The sequence below is a fragment of the Paraburkholderia sp. J10-1 genome (assembly GCF_905220165.1).
Taxonomy (GTDB): domain Bacteria; phylum Pseudomonadota; class Gammaproteobacteria; order Burkholderiales; family Burkholderiaceae; genus Paraburkholderia.
In genome coordinates, this window is record NZ_CAJMYW010000006.1 from 215,301 (window position 1) to 235,799 (window position 20,499).

The following is a 20,499-nucleotide window of genomic DNA, read 5'->3' on the forward strand; positions in this document are numbered from 1 at the left end:
AGGCTTGCTGATCAGGACTTGAAGCGCCTTCCCGGTAGGAGCATTATTGCGGTCAGTGACGCACGATCCCATGCACACTTCCGAACAGTTCATCTGGAACTGTGCAGTGAAAAAACCGAACAGTCACGTACCCTCCGAGACCCAGATGAAACTCGAACTCGACCGCGCGAGCGATGTGCCGCTCACCGAACAGATCGTCACCGGCGTACAGACGTGGATTCGCTCGCGCGCGGCGCACCCGGGCTCGCGCCTGCCGTCCATCCGCCAGTTCGCCGCCGACTACGCCATCAGCCGCTTTCCCGTGATCGAGGCCTATGACCGGCTGGTCTCGCTCGGCTATCTCGACTCGCGCCACGGCTCGGGCTTCTACGTGAGCGAGCACGCGCGCGCGGGACTCGCCGGCATGGGCACCTGCGACCTCACGAACGCCGCCGACGAGTCGGGCCATCTGCTCAGCCAGCTCGAACGCGCGGACGAATCGCTCCAGCTCGACAGCGGCTCGATCCCGCAGGCCTGGCGCGACATCGACGCGCTTGGCCAGGCGATCCGCCATGTGTCGCGCAGCGATCCCTCCAGCCTCGTCGACTACGGCACGCCAACCGGCGACGCCACGCTGCGCGAGCATCTGCGCAACCGGCTCGCGCCGCTCGGCATCGTGGCCGAGACGCAGCAGATCCTCGTCACCGAAGGCGCGAGCGAGGGCCTCGACCTGCTCATGCGCTACATGCTCAAGCCCGGCGACACGGTTTTCGTCGAAGACCCCGGCTACTACAACCTGTACGGTCTGCTGAAACTGCACGGCGTGCGCCTCGTGGGTATCCGCCGCACGGCGAGCGGGCCCGACATCGACCATTTGCACGCGATGCTCGCGGAGCACCGCCCGCGCGCTTTCTTCGTCAACACGGTCTTCCACAACCCGACCGGCTCGACGATCTCGCCGCCGGTGGCGTTCCGCTTGCTGCAGCTCGCGCGCGAGCACCGCTTCACGATCGTCGAGGACGACATCTACGCCGATTTCCAGGCCGATCCCACCGACCGCCTCGCCGCGCTCGACCAGTTCGAACACGTCGTGTACGTGGGCGGGCTCTCAAAAACGCTCTCCTCGGCGCTGCGCGTGGGCTACGTGGTGGCCAACGCAGCGATCGTGCGCGACCTCGCGGCCATCAAGGCGCTGACCACCATCAGCGGCTCGCGCTTCACGCAGGCCGTGGCCGCCACGCTGCTCGAGCGCGGTGCGTACCGCAAATACCTCGAACGGCTGCGCCGGCGCATCGCCGAGGCGCAGGGGTCGGCCACGCGCACGCTCGAAGCGCATGGGTGGGAGCTGTTCGGCGGCGCGGCAGCGTCGCCCGCGGCACGCGGCTACGCGCAAACGGGCGGCAAGTTCGTCTGGGCGCGCGTACCGCACGTGGAGGATTCGGCGCGGCTCGCGGCCTGCGGCGAGCCGCTCGGCGTTGCGGTCTCGCCGGGCAGCCACTTCCGCCCGCATGGCGAGGCGAGCCCGTGGATTCGCATCAACGTGGCGCTCACGCTCGACCCGCGCGCGCAGGCGTTCTTCGCGGCGGCGCCGCGTCTGCCCGGATAAGCGCGCAGGCTTGGCAAATGCGTGGCAGCGGGCCCTGCGGTCTGCGCGCGCACGCCGTTTTCCCTACAATGGCGCTTGCCTGCGCGCCCCACTCCTCGCCCATGTCCGAATCCACTGCTGCATCCAGCACCGCCCCGTCGCCCCGCTCGTTGTCCGTGATGCTGTGGCTCGTCGCCACCGGCTTCTTCATGCAGACCCTCGATTCGACCATCGTCAACACGGCCTTGCCGGCGATGGCGAAGAGTCTGGGCGAATTACCGTTGCGCATGCAATCAGTCGTGATCGCGTATTCGCTCACCATGGCGGTGATGATTCCCGTATCGGGCTGGCTCGCGGACAAACTCGGCACCCGGCGTGTGTTTCTCGGCGCGATTTTCGTATTCGCGGTCGGCTCGCTCCTGTGCGCGAGCGCGCATACGCTGAACCAGCTCGTGGTCTCGCGCGTCGCTCAGGGCGTGGGCGGCGCGATGCTGCTGCCGGTCGGCCGGCTTGCCGTGCTGCGCACGTTTCCCGCCGAGCGCTATCTGCCTGCGCTCTCGTTCGTGGCGATTCCGGGGCTGATCGGCCCGCTCATCGGTCCGACGCTCGGCGGCTGGCTCGTGCAGATCGCCTCGTGGCACTGGATCTTTCTCATCAACGTGCCGGTGGGCGTGGTGGGGTGCGTGGCCACCTTCATCTTCATGCCCGACAGCCGCAACCCCGACACGCCGCGCTTCGACCTGCCGGGCTACCTGCTGCTCGTCATCGGCATGCTCGCGATTTCCTTCGCGCTCGACGGGCGCAGCGAGTTCGGCATCCAGCACGCCACCGTGCTCGTGCTGTTCATCCTCTCGCTCGCCGCGTTCGTGGCCTACGGTCTGCACGCGGTACGCACGCCGCAGCCGATCTTTTCGCTCGATCTCTTCAAGATCCACACCTTCAGCGTGGGCCTGCTCGGCAATCTGTTCGCGCGCATCGGCAGCGGCGCGATGCCGTATCTGATTCCGCTGCTCCTGCAGGTGGCGCTCGGCTACACGGCATTCGAGGCCGGCCTCATGATGCTGCCCACCGCCGCGGCGGGCATGTTCTCCAAGCGCCTCGTGACATACCTCATCATGCGTTACGGCTACCGCAGCGTGCTGGTCTCGAACACCGTGCTCGTGGGCCTCATGATGGCGAGCTTCGCGCTTTCCACGCCTAACGAGCCGCTGTGGATGCGCATCGCGCAACTGGCGATTTTCGGCGGCGTGAACTCGATGCAGTTCACAGCGATGAACACACTCACGCTCAAAGACCTGGGCACGGGCGGCGCGAGCAGCGGCAACAGCCTCTTCTCGCTCGTGCAGATGCTCTCGATGAGCCTGGGCGTCACCGTCGCGGGCGCGTTGCTTACGACCTTCACGGGCATCATGGGCCACAAGACAGGCGAGAACGTAATTCCGGCCTTCCACGCGACGTTCATTTGCGTGGGCATCATCACGGCAGGGTCGTCGTGGATCTTCGCGCAGCTCTCGTCGGACCTGCGGCGCACTGCGAAAAAGACCGATCCGTCCGAGCGGGCCTGATACGCCGCGGCCGCTGCAGCGGTCGTTGCAGTTGGATCGCCGGGCGGCGGCGCGCGCACCGCAAAGGTGCGGCGCGCCTCGCGGCCGTGCGTCGCCGGCGTTCGCGCGGCGTTCAGGCACCAACACAGGAACATCGCGGGCACCGTCCCGAAATAGCGCGTGCGCCAACACACAGGCCAATGGCCGCGGGACTTGGGACTTGCATACTTTTTGCTGTCCTATCCTGTAAACTTGACGCTCACGCGTCCCGCCCGTCCGTCCCGCGTGCCATCGAAACGAAATGACCAGCATGATCGACATCGATCCCCCCGGCTTCCAGTCTCGCCCCATTGCCGGCGAAGAAGGCGCCCGCCGCACCGTGCTGTACGGCGGCTACACCGTCTTCAGCGTGTTCCAGCCCGTGTTTTCGGTCGCGCACCGGCGCGCGATCGGCTATCACGCGTCGCTGCGCGCGCATGACGAGCAGGGTCAGCAGGCGCCGTCGCAGGAAGTGTTCACGCAGGCGGCGCGCCGCGGCGACCTGCTCGAACTGGGGCGCCTCGCGGAATCGCTGCATCTGGGCAACTTCAATGCGTTCGATTCGCATGACGAATGGCTCTTTCTGAGCCTGCATCCGGCCGCGCTGATGGACACGAGCTACGGCGACGCCCTGCTCGCCGGCCTCAAGGCGCTCGGCCTGCAGCCGCAGCGCGTGGTGCTCGAAGTGTCGGAGCAGGCAGGCGGCGAGAATTCGCGCTTCGCGGAAATCATCGACGGATTGCGCAAGGCGGGCTTCGTGATCGCGCTGGACGGCTTTGGCGCGAAGCATTCGAACATCGACCGTGTGTGGCAGCTGCGGCCCGACATCGTCACGCTCGACCGCAGCCTGCTCGCCCAAGCGAGCCGCCATGCGCATATCGAGCGCGTGCTGCCGGGGCTTGTCTCGATGCTGCACGAGTCGGGTCAGCTCGTGCTCGTGGGCGGCCTTTCGACCGAGCGCGACGCGCTGATCGCGCTGGAGAGCAACGCCGACTTCGTGCAGGGCGCGTATTTCGCGCGGCCCGACGTCGAGCCGGTGCCGCCGGCCAAGGCCGCGCAGCTCATGGACGATCTATCGGCGCGCCTGCGCGAGCGCGTGGCCGCGCGCGAGCGTTCGCAGTCCGCGCGTCTCGCGCCGTATGTGAGCGCCATCGAAGCGGCGGCGAAACAGCTTGCCGCGGGCGTGAACATGAGCGACGCGACGCTGCCGCTGCTCGGCCTCGACGACACGGCGCGCTGCTTCCTGCTCGACGCGTCGGGCCGCCAGATCGGCGACAACGTGCTGCCCGACGGCCGCACGTCGCAACGCGCCAAGCGCTTCCGGCCGCTGCTGCATTCGGAAGGCGCGAGCTGGGAGCGGCGGCCCTACTTCATCGGTGCGATGAAGGCGCCGGGCCGCGTGCAGTTCACACCCCCTTATCTGTCGATCAACGAGGCGCACCTGTGCGTCACGGCGTCGGTCGCCGTGCAGACGGAACACGGCGTGCAGGTGCTGTGCGTCGACATCAACTGGGACGCCGCCTTGCGCGGCTAGCGCGGCTGACTAGCGTTCACGCCTGGGTTCAGGCCACGACGAGAGGCTGCGCGAGCAGCGTCGCGCAGTCGTGCGTGGTGAACGCTTGCGCGGTGACACGGAGCGTAGACACGCACGCCGCGCCGTCGCTCGAGGCGAGCCGGGCGAGCAGCTTGCGCACGGCATCGCCGCCAAAAGCCCGGTTGGCCGCCTGGAGCGCGCTCCCCTCTTCCATTGCCGCGACACAAACGACGGGCTCGGGCAACCCGTAGCGGTCGTCGCGCACATGCAGCCACGCCGCGAGCGCACCGTCCTGCGCGACGAGCGCCACGCCCGGCTCGCCGTCCAACACGAGCGCCTCGGTGCGCAGGATGTGCGCGGGCGGCGCCACCTGCGTGCCGTGACGATGAGCGGCTCCGGCCACGCTCGACGCGACCAGCGCCGTTGCCGTCACGCCCAGCAAGTCCATCAATCCCACGCGATCCTGCGCATGCAGCACGTCGCGCAATCGCTCAGCCGTGCGCGCGTGCTGCACTTTGTCGGCAGGAGCCGCTTGCGGCGCGGCCTCGCGCGCGAGCCGCACACGGGCGCGCCGCACGATCTGCCGGCAATGTTCGTTCGTGCAGCCGGTGAGCGCGCCGATCTGCGCGTAGTCGCAGTCGAAGGCCTCGCGCAACACGAACACCGCCTGTTCGAGCGGTCCCAGCCTTTCGAGCAGGAGCAGCAGCGCGTCCGAAAACCGCCGCGCGCGCAATCCCGCCTCTTCTGCCGAGGGCGCCGCGTCGTCGAGCCATGCAGCTTCGTGTTCGCCCGCATTCTCCCGGCGCAAGCGCCGCAGCCGGTCGATCGCGAGGCGCACCGTCACCGTGGCGAGCCACGCCTGCGGCGCGCGCAACGCTTGCGCGTCGGCGTCGCGCCAGCGGAACCATGCGTCCTGCACGACGTCCTCGGCCTCCGCGCGGCTGCCCAGCACGCGCATTGCCAGCGCAATGAGCCGCCCGCGCGCCTCGCCGAAGGCGGCGGCGCGGCGCGCGTCAGTCCACGCTTGTTCGCGGGGCCCGGCTGCCTCGCCCGCTGGGGTCGCAGCCTCATTGCGCCCAGCGCCCTCCAGACTTGTTCCTTCGATTGTGTCGATCGCCTGCGTCATTCGCTTCGCTCCTTCGCCATGCGTGCCCGATCCCGCCCGTTCCCCTCATGACGTTCGGCGCAAGGCCGGCGTGACAGCCCCACGCAAAAATATTCTCGTCACGCGACGGCTTCGCCGGGCGTCATGGCAGCTGCGGCGCGATCGCGCCGCCAACGCCAACAGCCGTCAACGGAAAAACGCGAGGCCATTCATGCCATCCTTTGCACTGAATCATGCAGCAATGCCGCCAAGCGCGCTCAATCTCGTCCCGACCGTGATCGAAACGTCGGGGCGCGGCGAGCGTGCCTACGACATCTACTCTCGCCTCTTGCGCGAGCGCATCGTGTTCCTCGTTGGGCCGGTGACCGAGCAAAGCGCGAGCCTCGTGGTCGCGCAACTGCTCTTTCTCGAAGCGGAAAACGCGGACAAGGACATCAGCCTCTATATCAACTCGCCGGGCGGTTCGGTGTACGACGGACTCGCGATCTACGACACGATGCAGTTCATCAAGCCCGATGTCTCGACGCTGTGCACGGGTTTCGCGGCCAGCATGGGGTCGTTCCTGCTCGCAGCGGGCGCACACGGAAAACGCTTCGCACTACCCAATGCGCGCATCATGATCCATCAGCCTTCGGGAGGCGGCCAGGGCACCGCTGCCGATGTCGAGTTGCAGGCACGCGAGATCCTTTACCTGCGCGAGCGCCTGAACGCGATGCTCGCCGAGCGCACCGGACGCGGTATCGAGCAGATCGCCCACGACAGCGATCGCGACAATTTCATGTCGGCGCAGGCGGCCGCGGAATATGGCCTGATCGACCGTGTGCTGACGTCGCGCGAAGAGCCGCTACTGCGCTAGGGAGCGGTGTGGGCGCAGGCGGCTCGCGCTCTCACGCGAGCCGCACGGCGAGCCACGCCGCCAGCACGCCCTTGTACTCGGCGACCAGCAGCTTGCGTTCTTTCGGTTTCGCCGCGGCGTAGAGCGGGTTGAGGCTCTTGATGACCTGCAGCATGACTTCGGCCACGCGATAGGCCTCGTCGGACGAAAGCACCGGCTGATAACGCAGGAAGAGCGCCGTGAAACGCTGGCGCAGCAGATTGCGCACGGCCGCATCGCGCTTGAAGCCGAGCGGCACGGAAAGCAGGGGCAAATACGCGGGATAGTCGTGCATCAGATCGACCATCAGGTCGAACAGGCGCTCGACCAGTTGCGCAAGCGGCAGCTTGCCCGCATCGTCGTGCGCCGCGATGAGCGCACTCCAGCGCGCGTCCATTTCGTCGCCGTAGCGTTTGCGCAGCGCCAGCGCCAGCGCCTCCTTGTTCGGGAAGTACTGGTACGCCGCGCCCACCGAAACGCCCGCCTGCTGGGCGATCTGCGTCATCGTCGCCGCTTCGAAGCCGCGCTCGGCAAAGGCTTCGCCCGCGGCTTCGAGCAGCGTGTCTACGGTGCGCGCCGCGCGTTCCTGACGCGGCACGCGCCGTGCGTTTTCGCGTGCGTCTTCCTTTTGCGCCTCCTTGCGCGCGAGCGGGTCTGCCGCCATATCTGAAGCCTCCTTCACATTCGTGTATGATTATGTGAAGCCATCCTCACATATAGGTGAACCATGACGCAAGCACTTTCACTGAACGCGCGCACCACGGCGCTCGTGATGATCGACCTCCAGCACGGTATCGTCGGCCGCCAGGTCGCGCCCTATAGCGGCGCACAGGTCGTGGCCAAGGCCAAGCCGCTCGCCGACGCCCTGCGCGCCAAGGGCGGCACCGTCGTCTGGGTCCACGTGCTCCTGAACGAGCTGCTCGCGCTGCCCGCCGACGCGCCCGGGCGCACGCCCGACACGCCGCCCGCACCGGCCGAGGCCTCCGAACTCGTGCCCGAGATCGGCGCGCAAGCCGGCGACGTGATCGTCGCCAAGCGCCAATGGGGCGCGTTCTACGGCACCAATCTCGAGCAGCAGTTGCGCCGCCGCGGCATCGACACCATCGTCATCGGCGGGATCGCCACGAACTTCGGCGTCGAATCCACCGCGCGCGCGGCGTTCGATCTCGGCTTCAAGCTCGTGTTCGTCGAAGACGCCACTTCGGGCCTGAACGAAGAGATGCATCACTTCTCGTTCAACAAGCTGTTCCCGCACATGGGTCACGTGCGCTCGACGCAGGAAACCATCGCCGCTTTTGCGTAAATCACTTCGCGCAAAACAAAAAAGCCCTCGATTCGCATCGAGGGCTTTTTGCATGTGCCGCAGCCATTGCGGCACATCGAACAGGACTTCGTATTACGCGAAATTCACGCGAAGTTTTGCGCTGCGAAGTTCCAGTTCACGATGTTCCAGAACGCTTCGACGAACTTCGGACGTGCGTTGCGGTAATCGATGTAGTAAGCATGTTCCCACACGTCGATCGTGAGGAGCGCCTTGGCGTCGGTCGTGAGCGGCGTGGCGGCGTTGCTGGTCGACACGATGTCGAGCGAGCCGTCGGCCTTCTTCACGAGCCACGTCCAGCCCGAACCGAAGTTGCCCACTGCAGCCTTCGTGAAGGCTTCCTTGAACGCGTCGTAGGAGCCCCACTTCGCGTTGATCGCGTCGCCGAGCGCGCCCGACGGTGCGCCGCCGCCCTGCGGCGAGAGGCTGTTCCAGAAGAACGTGTGATTCCAGATCTGCGCCGAGTTGTTGAACACGCCACCCGACGACTTCTTGACGATCTCTTCGAGCGACAGGTTTTCGAACTCGGTGCCCGGGATCAGATTGTTCAGATTCGTGACGTAAGCCTGGTGGTGCTTGCCGTAGTGGAACTCGAGCGTCTCTTCCGACATGTGCGGAGCGAGGGCGTTCTTCGCGAACGGCAGCGGCGGGAGCGTAAATGACATGATGCGGTTCCTTCGTCGTGTTATGGGGAGTTCTGCGTGAAGTTCTGCAAATTCGCCGGCATGGAGCACTCGATTGTAGGCGAGTTGGAATAACCCCGCAAACGCGCGGCCTTTATGCCGGATATCGTTTGCGCGGGGCTTTCGCGCATGAACCGCTAAGCGGTTTTGTGCCGATTCCCCGCTTCATGGGTGCCGTGCTGCACCGATTGCACAGCACGTGATGCTCGACGCAATGACGCTCGAACAGCACTTTGCGAAGCCATGCGATCCAAGCCGGTTTCGGGCGCAAACAAGACGGCTGCAATCGCGTTGCAATCTTCGCGCAATCGCCATGCAAACTTCCTGCAACGAGACTGCCACAATCGCTCGCCGCCACGATTTTTCGTCGTGGAGCAGGCGATCGCGCCGGTTCTTCCTTGCGCAGCAAACAGCGAGCCCGGCTCAGAAACCGTCAGCGAGGCGCGGCTGGACATCGGCGAGCGCAACGTCGGCGCTGCCTTGCGCGAGGTGCACCGTAAGCCGCTTGCCAGGCTTTAGCGTGGCGGGCGAGCGCACAGCCGCGCCGCTTTGCGCGTCGAGCAGCGCTGCATAGCCGCGCTCGAACGTGCGCTGCGGACTCAGCACTTCGAGCCGCGCCGTGAGTTCCGATACGCGCGCCGCTTCGCGCTCGCGCGTGCGCGCGAAGGCGGCGTCCAGACGCCGGCCAAGCGACTCCAGTTGAGCGCGCTGCGCGGCGGCGTCGGGCCGCGCGCGCTGCCAGCGCATCTGCATGACGTTCAGGCGCGCACGGGCCTCGGCGGTGGCGCGGGAGCCCGCCGAGGCGAGCCGTATCGTCAATTGGCGCAAATGCGTGCGCTGCTGCGCAAGGCGCTCGACGGGAGAAACGAGCCGGCGCGCCAGCCAGTCGAGTTGCTGCGAGCGCCGCTCGAGCAGGCGGCCGAAATCGCGCGCGAGCGCGGCATGGCGCTGGTCGAGGTCGCGCAGCAGCAGCGTGCGCTGCGGGCTGACGAGTTCAGCCGCGCCAGTGGGGGTCGGCGCGCGCATGTCGGCGGCAAAATCGGCAATCGTGGAATCGGTTTCGTGCCCTACGCCGCTCACCACGGGAATGGCGCTGGCCGCGATCGCGCGGGCCAGCGCTTCGTCGTTGAATGACCACAGGTCCTCGATCGAGCCGCCGCCGCGGCACAGCACGAGCACGTCCACTTCGTTGCGCGCGTTCGCTGTCTCCAGCATTGTCGTAAGCTTTTCGGCCGAGCCCGCGCCCTGCACCGGCGCGGGATAGACGATCACCGGCACGTGCGGCGCACGCCGGCACAGCGTGGTGAGCACGTCGCGCAACGCGGCGGCCTGCATCGACGTAATCACGCCGATGGCGCGCGGATGCGAGGGCAGCGCGCGTTTGCGCTCGGGGTCGAAGAGCCCTTCGGCCTCGAGTTGCGCCTTCAGTCGCAGAAAGGCTTCGTAGAGCCGGCCCTGACCGGTGCGCCGCACGGCCTCGACATTCAGCTGGAGTTCACCGCGCGGCTCGTACATCGTGACGAGTGCGCGCACTTCGATGCGGTCGCCTTCGCGCGGCGTGAATTCCGCGTACTGCGCGCGGCCGCGGAACATCACGCAGCGAATCTGCGCCTGCGCGTCCTTGATCGAGAAGTACCAGTGGCCGCTCGCAGCGCGCGTAAAGTTCGACACTTCGCCGGAAATCCAGGCAAGCGGGAACGTGCGCTCGAGCATCGAGGCAATCGCCCGGTTGAGCGCCGAAACCGGCACGACGACGTCGCCCGAGGGCGCGGAAGAAGCGGAGAATCGGTCGGATAGCATGCGAAAGGATGTGGAGAAACGTCGGCCGGACAGACGATAGACCGTTCGGGGGGCGGCAGTCCAGCACGAATGAGAACCGGCTCGCAAGCCCCGTGAAGTGTCCACATCGACGCTGTCATGCGGCAAGATGACCGCGCCCGGCCCGCAAACGCCGCAAAAATATCCCATCCCATTGATTTCTATACGTTTTTTATCCCTATAACATCCTTACATGCCGATGGAGAGGCCGAAGAATGGGCCTTTCAGCCTTCCCGGGACCGACTTCTCCACAAAGTTATCCACAGGCGGCGATTTTTCGGGCGTTTCACACACCTTGCACGCAACCGACAATTACGTGCGCCAGCCAACTTGCCGCGTGGCGCCTACCCGCGCTAGAGTGCCGGGTTCACGACCGCCTGCGCCGCGCCGCGCGAAGCGCCGGGCGCTCGCCTACGCAGGTCAATCGTCTGCCGTCTTGTTTGTCGCTCACCTCGAACCGGAGAACCGACCCGATGCCCGCCCTGCCTGACTGCTCCCCGCATGCCGCGTGCGGCGCTTCGCGCGCAAATTGCCGATGAGCGGCCCTGTCTCCCGTCTGAAGGCGCGCGCCGAAGCGCAGTTTGCGCACGCCTGGCAACGCCGCGGCGCGCTCGCCTGGGCGCTTATGCCGCTCGCCGCCGTGTTCGCCGCCGTGAGCGGCGCGCGCCGCGCCGCCTTCGCGGCGGGCTGGCTCAAGCGCGTGCGCGTGGGCGTGCCGGTGGTCGTGGTCGGTAACGTGACCGTGGGCGGCACGGGCAAGACGCCCACGGTGATCGCACTCGTCGAGGCGCTGCGCGCAGCGGGCTTCTCGCCCGGCGTGGTCTCGCGCGGATACGGCGCGAAAATCGCACGCCCGACACCCGTCACGGCGGACACGCCTGCGCGCCTTTGCGGCGACGAGCCCTTGCTGATCGCGCGCCGCACGGGTGTGCCCGTGTGGGTCTCGCCCGACCGCGTCGCGGCGGCCACGGCGCTGTGCGGCGCACACAGCGACGTCGACGTGATCGTGAGCGACGACGGCCTCCAGCACTACCGCCTCGTGCGCGACGTCGAGATCGTGGTGTTCGACCATCGCCTGGGCGGCAATGGCTTTCTGCTGCCCGCGGGCCCGCTGCGCGAGCCGCTTTCGCGCAGCCGCGACGCCACGCTGATCAACAATCCGTTCGAGCGCACGCTGCCGCCCTGGCCCAATACGTTCGCGCTCAAACTCGAACCCGGCGACGCCTGGCATCTCGCCAATCCGGCGCTGCGTCGTCCGCTCGCGCAATTTGCCGCTGGCGCGGACGCGCCGGGGCAAGGCGCCCGGCTGACGCCGGACGGGAAAGCGTCGCAGCCCGCGCTGCGCATCGTGGCGGCGGCAGGCATCGGTTCGCCGGAGCGCTTTTTTGCGACGCTGCGCGCGGCCGGCCTGGCGCCGCAAACCCTGCCGCTGCCCGACCACTACGCGTACGCAACCAACCCGTTCGCCGACGTCGCCGCCGACGCGATCCTGGTCACCGAAAAGGATGCAGTAAAATTGGGGGCCTGGAACGACGCGCGCATCTGGGTCGTCCCCGTCGAAGCCGCGCTCGATCATCGCCTCATTACCCTGGTTGTGGAGAAACTCCGTGGACGCTCGTCTGCTTGAAATCCTGGTCTGCCCGATCTGCAAGGGCCCGCTCAGCTATGACCGCGCCGCGCAGGAGCTGATCTGCAATGCCGACAAGCTCGCCTACCCGATCCGCGACGGCATCCCGGTCATGCTCGTCGACGAAGCACGTCAAACCGTCGAAGGCACGCCGGTCGACCCGCACGGGCCGGGCGCCGCGTAAGGCGCGCGGGCGGCGCGTCGCGCGCCGCCAGGCGGCCGTGCTCACTCACCCCGCTCATTTCGTTCATTTCGCATTCCCGGCTGGAAGCCAGGTCACGCGCGCCGCACCCGGCGCGCTGTCGTCTCCAGAGACGGTTTCCAGAACCGGTTATCCCAATCCCGTTTCCTGTCCTTGCCCCAACTGGCCATGACCGCTCCCGTGCAACCCTTCATCGCCGTCGTCCCGGCGCGCCTCGCGTCCACGCGGCTGCCCAACAAACCGCTCGCCGACATCGGCGGCAAGCCGATGGTGGTGCGTGTGGCCGAGCGCGCGCGCGACTCGGGCGCCCAGAAGGTGCTGATCGCCTCGGACGCCCAGAGCGTGCTCGACGCCGCACGCGAGCACGGTTTCGAAGCTGTGCTCACGCGCGCCGACCACCCGTCGGGCACCGACCGCCTCGCCGAGGTCGCGGAACACTACGGCTGGAGCGACGACACGATCGTGGTCAACGTCCAGGGCGACGAGCCGCTGATCGACCCTGCGCTCGTGTGCGACGTTGCGTCGCACCTTGCTGCGCACCCCGAATGCGCCATCGCGACCGCAGCGCATCCCATCACGGCGCCCGAGGAGATCTTCAGCCCGAACGTCGTGAAGGTCGTACTGGACGCGCGCGGTGTGGCGCTCTACTTCTCGCGCGCGCCCATTCCCTGGGCCCGCGACGCCTGGCAGCCGCACTGGTCGCCGGCGCGCCTCGATCTCGGCGCAATGCCCGCCCCACCGGCTCCCGCGACCGTTTATCGGCACATCGGCCTGTACGCGTACCGCGCGAAATTCCTGCGCAGCTACCCCTCGCTCGCGCATTCGCCGATCGAGCAGGTCGAGGCGCTCGAGCAGCTGCGCGCGATGTGGCACGGCGAGCGCATCGCGGTGCTCGTGACGGCCGAAGCACCCTCGCCGGGCGTCGACACGCCCGCCGACCTCGCCCGCGTGCAGGCGTTATACCGGCCTTAATTCCGTCCGTGGGGCAAAAATCCCATGGCATAATCAATTGTTTGCGCGAGCCGTCTAAAGCCTTTGTGCGTCGGGGTTTCCCCGCTTTTCGGCACCGTCTTGCAGCGCCGCCCCGTGTCCAGAGCACGTCGTAGACACCGGGCGAAAGCCGCGCGGGACGGGCCGTCGCCCCCGCCAGCACTGCCTCGACGGCCGTGAGCGAACGGGCGAGGAGACGCACGACGCTAACGACGCTGTCCCACCCCACGTGGTGCAGCCGCCGCGCCGCAAGAATTCACACAGATCGGAGATTGTTCACATGCGTTTGATCCTGTTGGGCGCCCCGGGCGCGGGCAAGGGAACCCAGGCAAGCTTCATCAAGGAAAAGTTCGGCATTCCGCAAATCTCGACGGGCGACATGCTGCGCGCGGCCGTCAAGGCTGGCACGCCGCTTGGCCTCGAAGCGAAGCGATTCATGGACGCCGGCGAGCTCGTCACCGACGAACTCATCATCAATCTCGTGAAGGAACGCCTTCAGGAGCCCGACTGCAAGAACGGCTACCTGTTCGACGGCTTCCCGCGCACGCTGCCGCAAGCGGAAGCGATGAAGCAGGCAGGCGTCGCGATCGACTACGTGCTCGAGATCGACGTGCCGTTCGACGAGATCATCACGCGCATGAGCGGCCGCCGCATGCACCCGGGTTCGGGCCGCACGTATCACGTCAAGTTCAATCCGCCCAAGGTCGAGATGACGGACGACGTGACGGGCGAACCGCTCGTCCAGCGCGACGACGACAAGGAAGAAACGGTGCGCAAGCGCCTGGACGTGTACGTCGCCCAGACCAAGCCGCTCATCGCCTACTACAGCGACTGGGCCAAGCGCGGTGAGGAAAACGGCCTGAAGGCGCCGCAGTATCGCGCCATCTCGGGCCTCGGCAGCGTCGACGAGATTCGCGAACGCGCATTCGAAGCGCTCAAGTAAGCGCTTCGCCGCCCCGTTAAACGCACGATTCGAAGCCGGTTTTTTTCGGCTTTCATGCTGGTTTGCCTGCGGGCCGGCTGGCGCCGCACTCCTGAGATGACTCGGGACGCGACGCCAGCCGGCCCGCTTTGTTTTGCATAGCCTTGCGAGGGCTTCCGCTCTACGTGAGGCATAGCCCAATGACAGGAGACGAAACATGCAGATCCGCGGCAACGTATTTCTCATCACCGGCGGCGCGTCGGGGCTCGGCGCGGCCAGCGCGCGTCTGATCGCGGCCGAAGGCGGCAAGGTCGTCATCGCCGACCTCAACGAGGACGCAGGCAACGCGCTCGCGAAGGAACTGGGCGGTGCTTTCGTGAAATGCAACGTCGCGAGCGAAGACGACGGCGCGCGTGCCGTGGCCGCGGCAACCGCGCTCGGCACGCTGCGCGGCCTCGTGAACTGCGCGGGCATCGCGCCCGCCGTCAAGACCGTGGGCAAGGACGGCCCGCATCCGCTCGACACGTTCTCGAAGACCATCTCGGTCAATCTGATCGGCACCTTCAACATGATCCGCCTCGCGGCCGCCGCGATCGCCCAGACGGCGGCGGGCGAAGGCGGCGAGCGCGGCGTGATCGTCAACACGGCTTCGGTGGCCGCGTATGACGGCCAGATCGGCCAGGCGGCCTACGCGGCATCAAAAGGCGGCGTCGTCGCCATGACGCTGCCGATCGCGCGCGACCTTTCGCGCAGCGGCATCCGCGTGATGACGATCGCGCCCGGCATCTTCGAAACGCCAATGCTGCTCGGCATGCCCAAGGAGGTACAGGATGCGCTCGGCGCGATGGTTCCGTTCCCCCCGCGCCTCGGCAAGCCGGATGAATACGCGATGCTCGTCAAGCAGATCGTCGAGAATCCGATGCTCAATGGCGAAGTGATCCGTCTGGACGGCGCGATCCGCATGCAGCCGAAGTAACGGCGCGCCCTCACCCGCGCGATAAAAAAAGCCCGCGAGATTCGTCGCGGGCTTTTTTGTCTGCGCTTTTCAACGAGGCGCTTCAGTCGTTGTCGAGCGTGCGTTGGCGCAGCTCATGCAACTGCGACTCGACCACGGTCGCGTCTTCCGCGTCGGGGCGCTCGTCAAGGTAGTGTTCGAGGTCTTCGAGCGCAGGCCGCAGATAGTCGAGCCGCGCATAAGCGAACCCGCGGTCGCGCACTTCCTCGATGTTCTCCGGCAGCAGAATCACGAGCCGCTGCTGGATGGCCAGCAGGCGCTGCCAGCGTTCGGTCTGCAGATACACCGACTTCAGGTTGCGCAGCATACGCGCGACGATCTCGCGGCGCGTGGCCGGTTCGAGCAACATGCGCAGCGCACGCGCCACGGAGTCGCCCGCGTTGGCCACGAACGGTTCGAGCATCTCCACCATGTCGGACTCGGTGAGCGTGCGGCCCGTGGTGGGATCGAGCATCTCGTCGCCTTCGGGCAGCGCGACGCGCAGCAGAAAATGCCCCGGAAACGACACGCCCTTCACCGGCAGTCCGAGCTGGGTCGCCATTTCCAGATACAGCACCGCCAGCGAAATGGGGATGCCGCGACGGCGCTTGAGCACGACGTTCAGGTGGCTGTTTTCGGGGTCGAGAAAGTCGTTGAGGTTGGCCGCGAAGCCCAGCTCGCGGAAAAAGCAGCGGTTCAGCACGGCGACTCGCTGACGCACGTCCGCCCCTTCGTGCATGCGGCGTCGCACCCGCAACGCGAGTTCGTCGATCTCGGCGAGCGTGCCTTGCAGATCGAGATCGGGATACGCGTCCTGCGCGATTGCCAGCGCCGCCTCGGTGAGCGGCAGGCTCTCGTCGTCGGCAACGAGCGCGCTGAAATAATCCAGAACCCGCGTAGTCATCGTGGTCACTTCGCCCGCCTCTTGAAGTACGCGTATTTGAAGCCCATGAGCCAAAGCATACCGAAATATAGCGCCGCGAACAGGACGAGGCACGCACCGAGCAAGGCGATGCGCGCAAGCGGTTCATGCCGCAGCGCGATCCAGTCGTAGCTGATGGCGCACCAGTGCATCGCCCCTGCCAGCACGAGGCATGCCCCGAACAATTGCACGAAGAACGTCGTCCAGCCCGAGGACGGCATGTAGATGCCGCGGCGGCGCAGCCCGATGAAAAGCAGCAGCGCGTTCATGCAGGCGCCAAGGCCGACCGAGAGCGTCAGGCCCGCGTGCGAGAAGATCGGCACGAAGACGTAGTTGCTGATCTGCGTGGCGATGAGCACGCCCACACCGATCTTGACCGGCGTTTTGATGTCCTGGCGCGCGTAGAAGCCGGGCGCGAGGATCTTGATGAGAATGAGGCCGACCAGCCCCACACCGTACGCCGCGAGCGCGCGGCCCGTCATGATGACGGAAGTGGCGTCGAACTTGCCGTAGTGGAACAGCGTGGCCGTGAGCGGCTCGGCGAAGAAAAAAAGCGCGACGGCCGAAGGCGCGGCAAGCAGGAACGTGACGCGCAGGCCCCAGTCGAGCAGCGCCGAGTACTCGTGCGGATCGGCATCGACGTGCGCTTTCGAGAGGCTCGGCAGCAGGATCGTGCCGAGCGCCACGCCGAGCAGCGCCGTGGGGAACTCCATCAGACGGTCGGCGTAGTTGATCCACGACACCGCGCCGGGGCCGAGACGCGAGGCGATATTGGTGTTGATGATGAGGCTGATCTGCGCGACCGAGACGGCGAACATGGCGGGCACCATCTTCGCGAGCACGCGCTTCACGCCCCGGTGCGCGAGCGCCTTGAGCGGATTCAGGCCGATGCGCGGCATCATGTCGATGCGCTTCAAGCCCGGCAATTGCACGAGGAACTGCAGCACGCCGCCCACGATCACGGCCCACGCGAGCGCGTAGACGGGCTGCTTCATGTGCGGCGCGAACGCCACGGCCGCCGTAATGAACGAGACGTTGAGCAGCACCGGCGCGAACGCGGGCAGCGAGAACTGCTTGTACGTGTTCAGCACGCCGGACGCGAGCGACGTCAGCGAGATGAACACGATATAGGGGAACATGATGCGCGTCATCGTGACGGCGAGCGGAAAAGCTTGGCCGTCGCTCTTCAAGCCCGAAGCGACCACGATCACGACGAACGACGCGCCGAAAATGCCCAGCAGCGAGAGGATCGCGAGCGCCCAGGCGAGCACCGTCGACGTGGCGTCGACGAGTGCGCGCGTGGCGTCGTGGCCCTTCTGGTTCTTGAATTCCGCGAGAATCGGCACGAACGCCTGCGAAAAGGCGCCTTCCGCCGAGATGCGGCGCAGCAGGTTGGGAATGCGAAACGCGACGTAGAAGGCGTCGGTGTACTGGCTCGCGCCAAACGCGCGCGCAATCAGCGTTTCTCGGGCCAGACCGGTCACGCGCGACAGCAGCGTGAAGCCGCTGACTGTCAGCAGGGCTCGGAATAGATTCATGGGGCGGCTATTATACGGGCGCCTTCCGCTCAATCGCGGATGCGCGGCGCAACGGTCGACGCAAAAACCCACGCAATGGCGCAGGCAAACGCACCGATAAAAGGTAGGCAAAGACAAAGCGCGCTGATTGTGACCGCGTCGCGTTAAAGGCGTTCACCTCCTGTGGCGCTTGTCCTGGCCGAAAGGCCGCAATTGTCGTGGATTGCCACGCTTACGAGTCTGTTGCTATAATCGCAGATTCGAGTTCTCCCAGAGGACCCGAAGCGCGTCTTGGAAAGGGGGCAGGAAGCTGCTCTGGCACAAAAGGCGCGGTCAGTTGAACAAACACTCAACTGGCAAATACCGTTTTGAACTCCCCGGCAGCGCTGCCGAAGGTTCAAATCCAGGCAAAGAGCGCTGGCCAAGCCCACGCTCCGCAATCACAAGGAATCGCAATGGCAAACTCCGCACAAGCACGCAAGCGCGCCCGTCAGGCCGCTAAGGCAAACTCGCACAACTCGGCACTGCGCTCGAAGTTCCGCACCGCCATCAAGGCTGTTCGCAAGGCAATCGACGCCGGCGACCAGGCAAAGGCTGCTGAAGTTCTGAAGGCATCGGGCAAGACGCTCGACATCATCGCCGACAAGAAGATCGTTCACAAGAACAAGGCCGCTCGCCATAAGAGCCGCCTGGCTGCTGCCGTCAAGGCCATGCAAGCCGCTCAGTAAGAGATTCGAACTGCCGGCCACGCTGGCAGCGCTCTCTTCGAGCTGCACGACAAAAAACCCGCTTCGGCGGGTTTTTTTGTTTCTGCCCGGCACACGACGGGCAACACCGCCGGCACAAAAAAACCCGCCGAAGCGGGTCCATTCGTTGCCGCGGCTGCGCCGTTAGCGCACCGTGGCTTGCTGCGTGGCGTGATCGTGCGGCAGTTCGCACGCCTCGGTCACGACGAGGTCGTTGTCCTTCGCGAAGTTCATGACGAAATTGAAGGCCATCGGCTCGACGTCCTTCAAACGCGAGTCCAGCACGACGACTTTGAGGTCGCCGATCATTGTCGGGCGCACATAGAGCGAGTAGCGCAGATAGGCGTTCGGGCCGCGCGCATTGGCCGACGCTTTCGGACCGAAGCTCGACATGACCCCGGCGAGGCGCTCCGACCAGTCGCTCGGACGAAACTTCTTCCCCGCGCTGGTGATGCCTTGAATGAAGTATTCGGTTGGAGCTTCGTCGGCCATGCAGGAGTACCTGTGTGTGTAGCTGCTGGGTGCGTTTGCAGCATGTAACGGCGGCACGAGCGCTGCGCCTGCGCTGGTACCTCGCTGGTACCGCGCAACGCCGGCTGCGGGGATCGCCCGCCGCCACGCGCATGGACAGTCCGATGGATAGGAAACGGCTGCCGCGCACCCCGCCTGGCGTTCAGTCTCGAAAATCGCCGCCGCCAAACGTCACAAGCAGGTCTCGCAACGGGATCGACGGGACGATTTCGCGGCGCACTGCCAGTCAGCGCACAGGCCGCTCCCGCGGGCTTGCCTGCCGTTGCCGCGAGGTGTCGCCACCTTGCCGCAGGTGTTGCCACCACACGTCCAGGGCCCGTTTGTCGTGCCTAAGAAATCTCTGGGATTATAGCGCACCGACCGTTTTGACGCAGTGCACACAAGGCACTTGAAAGGCTAAATCCGGGCCCTCTCGATGCTCGCGAAACCGCCGCGAAAGCTACCCCGAAAGCGCCACCCTCCCCACGTCAGGGCACCCTGCCTAATTTTTGGGCAACTCGTCAAAATGCGCAAAATCCTTTATGCTGCTTTGACTTACCACCAACCGCAGCGGCGTCGCCGGCCCAATCCTGCAGTTCGAGGCCGGATCGGGCGCCGTTTTTGTTTCATGACCTCCCGGACCATACGCCATTACCTGCAGTTCAAGGATTTCTCCCTTGACGAATATGAATATGTGCTGGAGCGCGCGCGCATCCTGAAGCGCAAGTTCAAGAACTACGAGACCTATCACCCGCTGCACGACCGCACGCTGGCGATGATCTTCGAGAAGAGCTCCACGCGCACGCGCCTCTCGTTCGAAGCGGGTATCTTCCAGCTGGGCGGCCACGCCGTGTTCATGAACACGCGCGATACGCAGCTCGGCCGCGGCGAGCCGATCGAAGATTCGGCGCAGGTCATCTCGCGCATGGTCGACATCATCATGATCCGCACGTTCGGCCAGGACATCCTCCAGCGCTTTGCCGAAAGCTCGCGCGTGCCGGTCATCAACGGTCTGACGAACGAGTACCACCCCTGCCAGGTGCTGGCCGACATCTTCACGTACTACGAGCATCGCGGCCCGATCCGCGGCAAGACCGTGGCGTGGGTCGGCGACGCCAACAACATGCTCTACACGTGGATCGAAGCCGCGCAGATCCTCGGCTTCAAGCTGCGGATTTCCACGCCGCCGGGCTATCCGCTCGATCCGGCGCTGGTCGCACCGGAAAGCAAGCCGTTCTACGAAGTGTTCGAAGACCCGCACGACGCCTGCGACGGCGCCGACCTCGTGACGACCGACGTCTGGACGAGCATGGGCTTCGAGGCCGAAAACGAAGCACGCAAGCAAGCGTTCGCCGACTGGTGCGTGGACGCGCCGATGATGGCTCGCGCCAACGCCGACGCGCTCTTCATGCACTGCTTGCCCGCGCATCGCGGCGAGGAAGTGAGCGCCGAGGTGATCGACGGCCCGCAGAGCGTGGTTTGGGACGAAGCGGAAAACCGCCTGCACGTGCAGAAGGCGCTGATGGAGTTCCTGCTGCTCGGCCGCTTGAACCACTGAATCTCGCCGCACGTCGCCATGAAAAAGCC

The 20,499-nt window shown here is 66.0% G+C and carries 19 protein-coding genes; 12 read left to right on the forward strand and 7 right to left on the reverse strand.

The annotated features are described in order from the left end of the window. The first annotated feature begins 145 nt into the window (after nt 1–145). The 3 genes from U5A65_RS20580 (at nt 146) to U5A65_RS20590 (ending at nt 4,681) form a co-directional block, all read left to right on the forward strand. Nucleotides 146–1,585 (forward strand): PLP-dependent aminotransferase family protein, encoded by a 1,440-nt coding sequence (locus tag U5A65_RS20580; protein WP_321935086.1) that lies wholly within the window; start codon nt 146–148, stop codon nt 1,583–1,585. 101 nt (nt 1,586–1,686) lie between these two features. Then, nucleotides 1,687–3,129 carry a multidrug transporter subunit MdtD gene (gene mdtD / locus U5A65_RS20585; RefSeq protein WP_415765270.1) on the forward strand — a complete coding sequence of 481 codons (1,443 nt, stop codon included), beginning with the start codon at nt 1,687–1,689 and terminating at the stop codon, nt 3,127–3,129. A gap of 280 nt (nt 3,130–3,409) precedes the next feature. Continuing rightward, nucleotides 3,410–4,681, forward strand: a complete 1,272-nt coding sequence (locus U5A65_RS20590) for an EAL domain-containing protein (RefSeq protein WP_321947148.1) — start codon at nt 3,410–3,412, stop codon at nt 4,679–4,681. Nucleotides 4,682–4,709: 28 nt separating this feature from the next. Here the strand turns inward: U5A65_RS20590 and U5A65_RS20595 are convergent, their stop codons facing one another. Next, nucleotides 4,710–5,807, reverse strand: coding sequence for a sigma-70 family RNA polymerase sigma factor (locus U5A65_RS20595; protein ID WP_321947150.1), 1,098 nt, complete (start codon nt 5,805–5,807; stop codon nt 4,710–4,712). A 190-nt stretch (nt 5,808–5,997) separates the two neighbouring features. Between U5A65_RS20595 and clpP the strand changes: the two genes are divergently transcribed. After that, nucleotides 5,998–6,642 (forward strand): ATP-dependent Clp endopeptidase proteolytic subunit ClpP, encoded by a 645-nt coding sequence (gene clpP, locus U5A65_RS20600; RefSeq protein WP_321947151.1) that lies wholly within the window; start codon nt 5,998–6,000, stop codon nt 6,640–6,642. Between the two features lie 31 nt (nt 6,643–6,673). Here clpP and U5A65_RS20605 read toward each other — a convergent pair whose 3' ends face one another. After that, on the reverse strand, nt 6,674–7,324 hold the full coding sequence (locus tag U5A65_RS20605; RefSeq protein WP_321947153.1) for a TetR/AcrR family transcriptional regulator: 651 nt from the start codon (nt 7,322–7,324) through the stop codon (nt 6,674–6,676). Nucleotides 7,325–7,387: 63 nt separating this feature from the next. Between U5A65_RS20605 and U5A65_RS20610 the strand changes: the two genes are divergently transcribed. Further along, nucleotides 7,388–7,963 (forward strand): isochorismatase family protein, encoded by a 576-nt coding sequence (locus U5A65_RS20610; protein WP_321913811.1) that lies wholly within the window; start codon nt 7,388–7,390, stop codon nt 7,961–7,963. Between the two features lie 104 nt (nt 7,964–8,067). Here U5A65_RS20610 and sodB read toward each other — a convergent pair whose 3' ends face one another. Next, a complete protein-coding gene (sodB, locus tag U5A65_RS20615) occupies nt 8,068–8,646 on the reverse strand; it encodes a superoxide dismutase [Fe] (RefSeq protein ID WP_321913810.1) in 579 nt (192 codons plus the stop codon). Between the two features lie 441 nt (nt 8,647–9,087). Further along, complete coding sequence (xseA, locus tag U5A65_RS20620; protein ID WP_321947155.1) at nt 9,088–10,464, reverse strand: exodeoxyribonuclease VII large subunit; 1,377 nt, start codon at nt 10,462–10,464, stop codon at nt 9,088–9,090. Between the two features lie 553 nt (nt 10,465–11,017). Here xseA and lpxK point away from each other — a divergent pair. From lpxK to U5A65_RS20645, 5 genes are all read left to right on the forward strand, one after another. Beyond that, the gene (gene lpxK / locus U5A65_RS20625) at nt 11,018–12,109 is read left to right on the forward strand and encodes a tetraacyldisaccharide 4'-kinase (protein WP_321947157.1); all 1,092 of its coding nucleotides are present in this window, start codon (nt 11,018–11,020) and stop codon (nt 12,107–12,109) included. Next, entirely contained in the window at nt 12,090–12,293 is a 204-nt protein-coding gene (locus U5A65_RS20630; RefSeq protein ID WP_028205303.1) for a Trm112 family protein, read from the forward strand. The genes lpxK and U5A65_RS20630 overlap by 20 nt, the downstream gene beginning before the upstream one ends. Before the next feature lie 186 nt (nt 12,294–12,479). Then, nucleotides 12,480–13,283 (forward strand): 3-deoxy-manno-octulosonate cytidylyltransferase, encoded by an 804-nt coding sequence (gene kdsB / locus U5A65_RS20635; protein ID WP_321913807.1) that lies wholly within the window; start codon nt 12,480–12,482, stop codon nt 13,281–13,283. A 298-nt stretch (nt 13,284–13,581) separates the two neighbouring features. After that, nucleotides 13,582–14,244, forward strand: coding sequence for an adenylate kinase (gene adk / locus U5A65_RS20640; RefSeq protein ID WP_321947158.1), 663 nt, complete (start codon nt 13,582–13,584; stop codon nt 14,242–14,244). Nucleotides 14,245–14,440: 196 nt separating this feature from the next. After that, complete coding sequence (locus U5A65_RS20645; protein ID WP_321913805.1) at nt 14,441–15,199, forward strand: SDR family NAD(P)-dependent oxidoreductase; 759 nt, start codon at nt 14,441–14,443, stop codon at nt 15,197–15,199. A gap of 82 nt (nt 15,200–15,281) precedes the next feature. Here the strand turns inward: U5A65_RS20645 and U5A65_RS20650 are convergent, their stop codons facing one another. Next, nucleotides 15,282–16,121, reverse strand: a complete 840-nt coding sequence (locus U5A65_RS20650; protein WP_321947313.1) for a SirB1 family protein — start codon at nt 16,119–16,121, stop codon at nt 15,282–15,284. A 5-nt stretch (nt 16,122–16,126) separates the two neighbouring features. Continuing rightward, nucleotides 16,127–17,677, reverse strand: coding sequence for a murein biosynthesis integral membrane protein MurJ (murJ, locus tag U5A65_RS20655; protein WP_321913803.1), 1,551 nt, complete (start codon nt 17,675–17,677; stop codon nt 16,127–16,129). A 434-nt stretch (nt 17,678–18,111) separates the two neighbouring features. Between murJ and rpsT the strand changes: the two genes are divergently transcribed. Next, entirely contained in the window at nt 18,112–18,384 is a 273-nt protein-coding gene (gene rpsT / locus U5A65_RS20660; RefSeq protein ID WP_069262794.1) for a 30S ribosomal protein S20, read from the forward strand. A gap of 162 nt (nt 18,385–18,546) precedes the next feature. Here rpsT and U5A65_RS20665 read toward each other — a convergent pair whose 3' ends face one another. Then, on the reverse strand, nt 18,547–18,894 hold the full coding sequence (locus tag U5A65_RS20665) for a DUF3579 domain-containing protein (protein WP_133182706.1): 348 nt from the start codon (nt 18,892–18,894) through the stop codon (nt 18,547–18,549). Between the two features lie 646 nt (nt 18,895–19,540). Between U5A65_RS20665 and argF the strand changes: the two genes are divergently transcribed. Next, nucleotides 19,541–20,470: an ornithine carbamoyltransferase gene (gene argF / locus U5A65_RS20670; protein ID WP_042266191.1), complete on the forward strand. Its 930-nt coding sequence runs from the start codon at nt 19,541–19,543 to the stop codon at nt 20,468–20,470. Nucleotides 20,471–20,499: the final 29 nt, after the last annotated feature.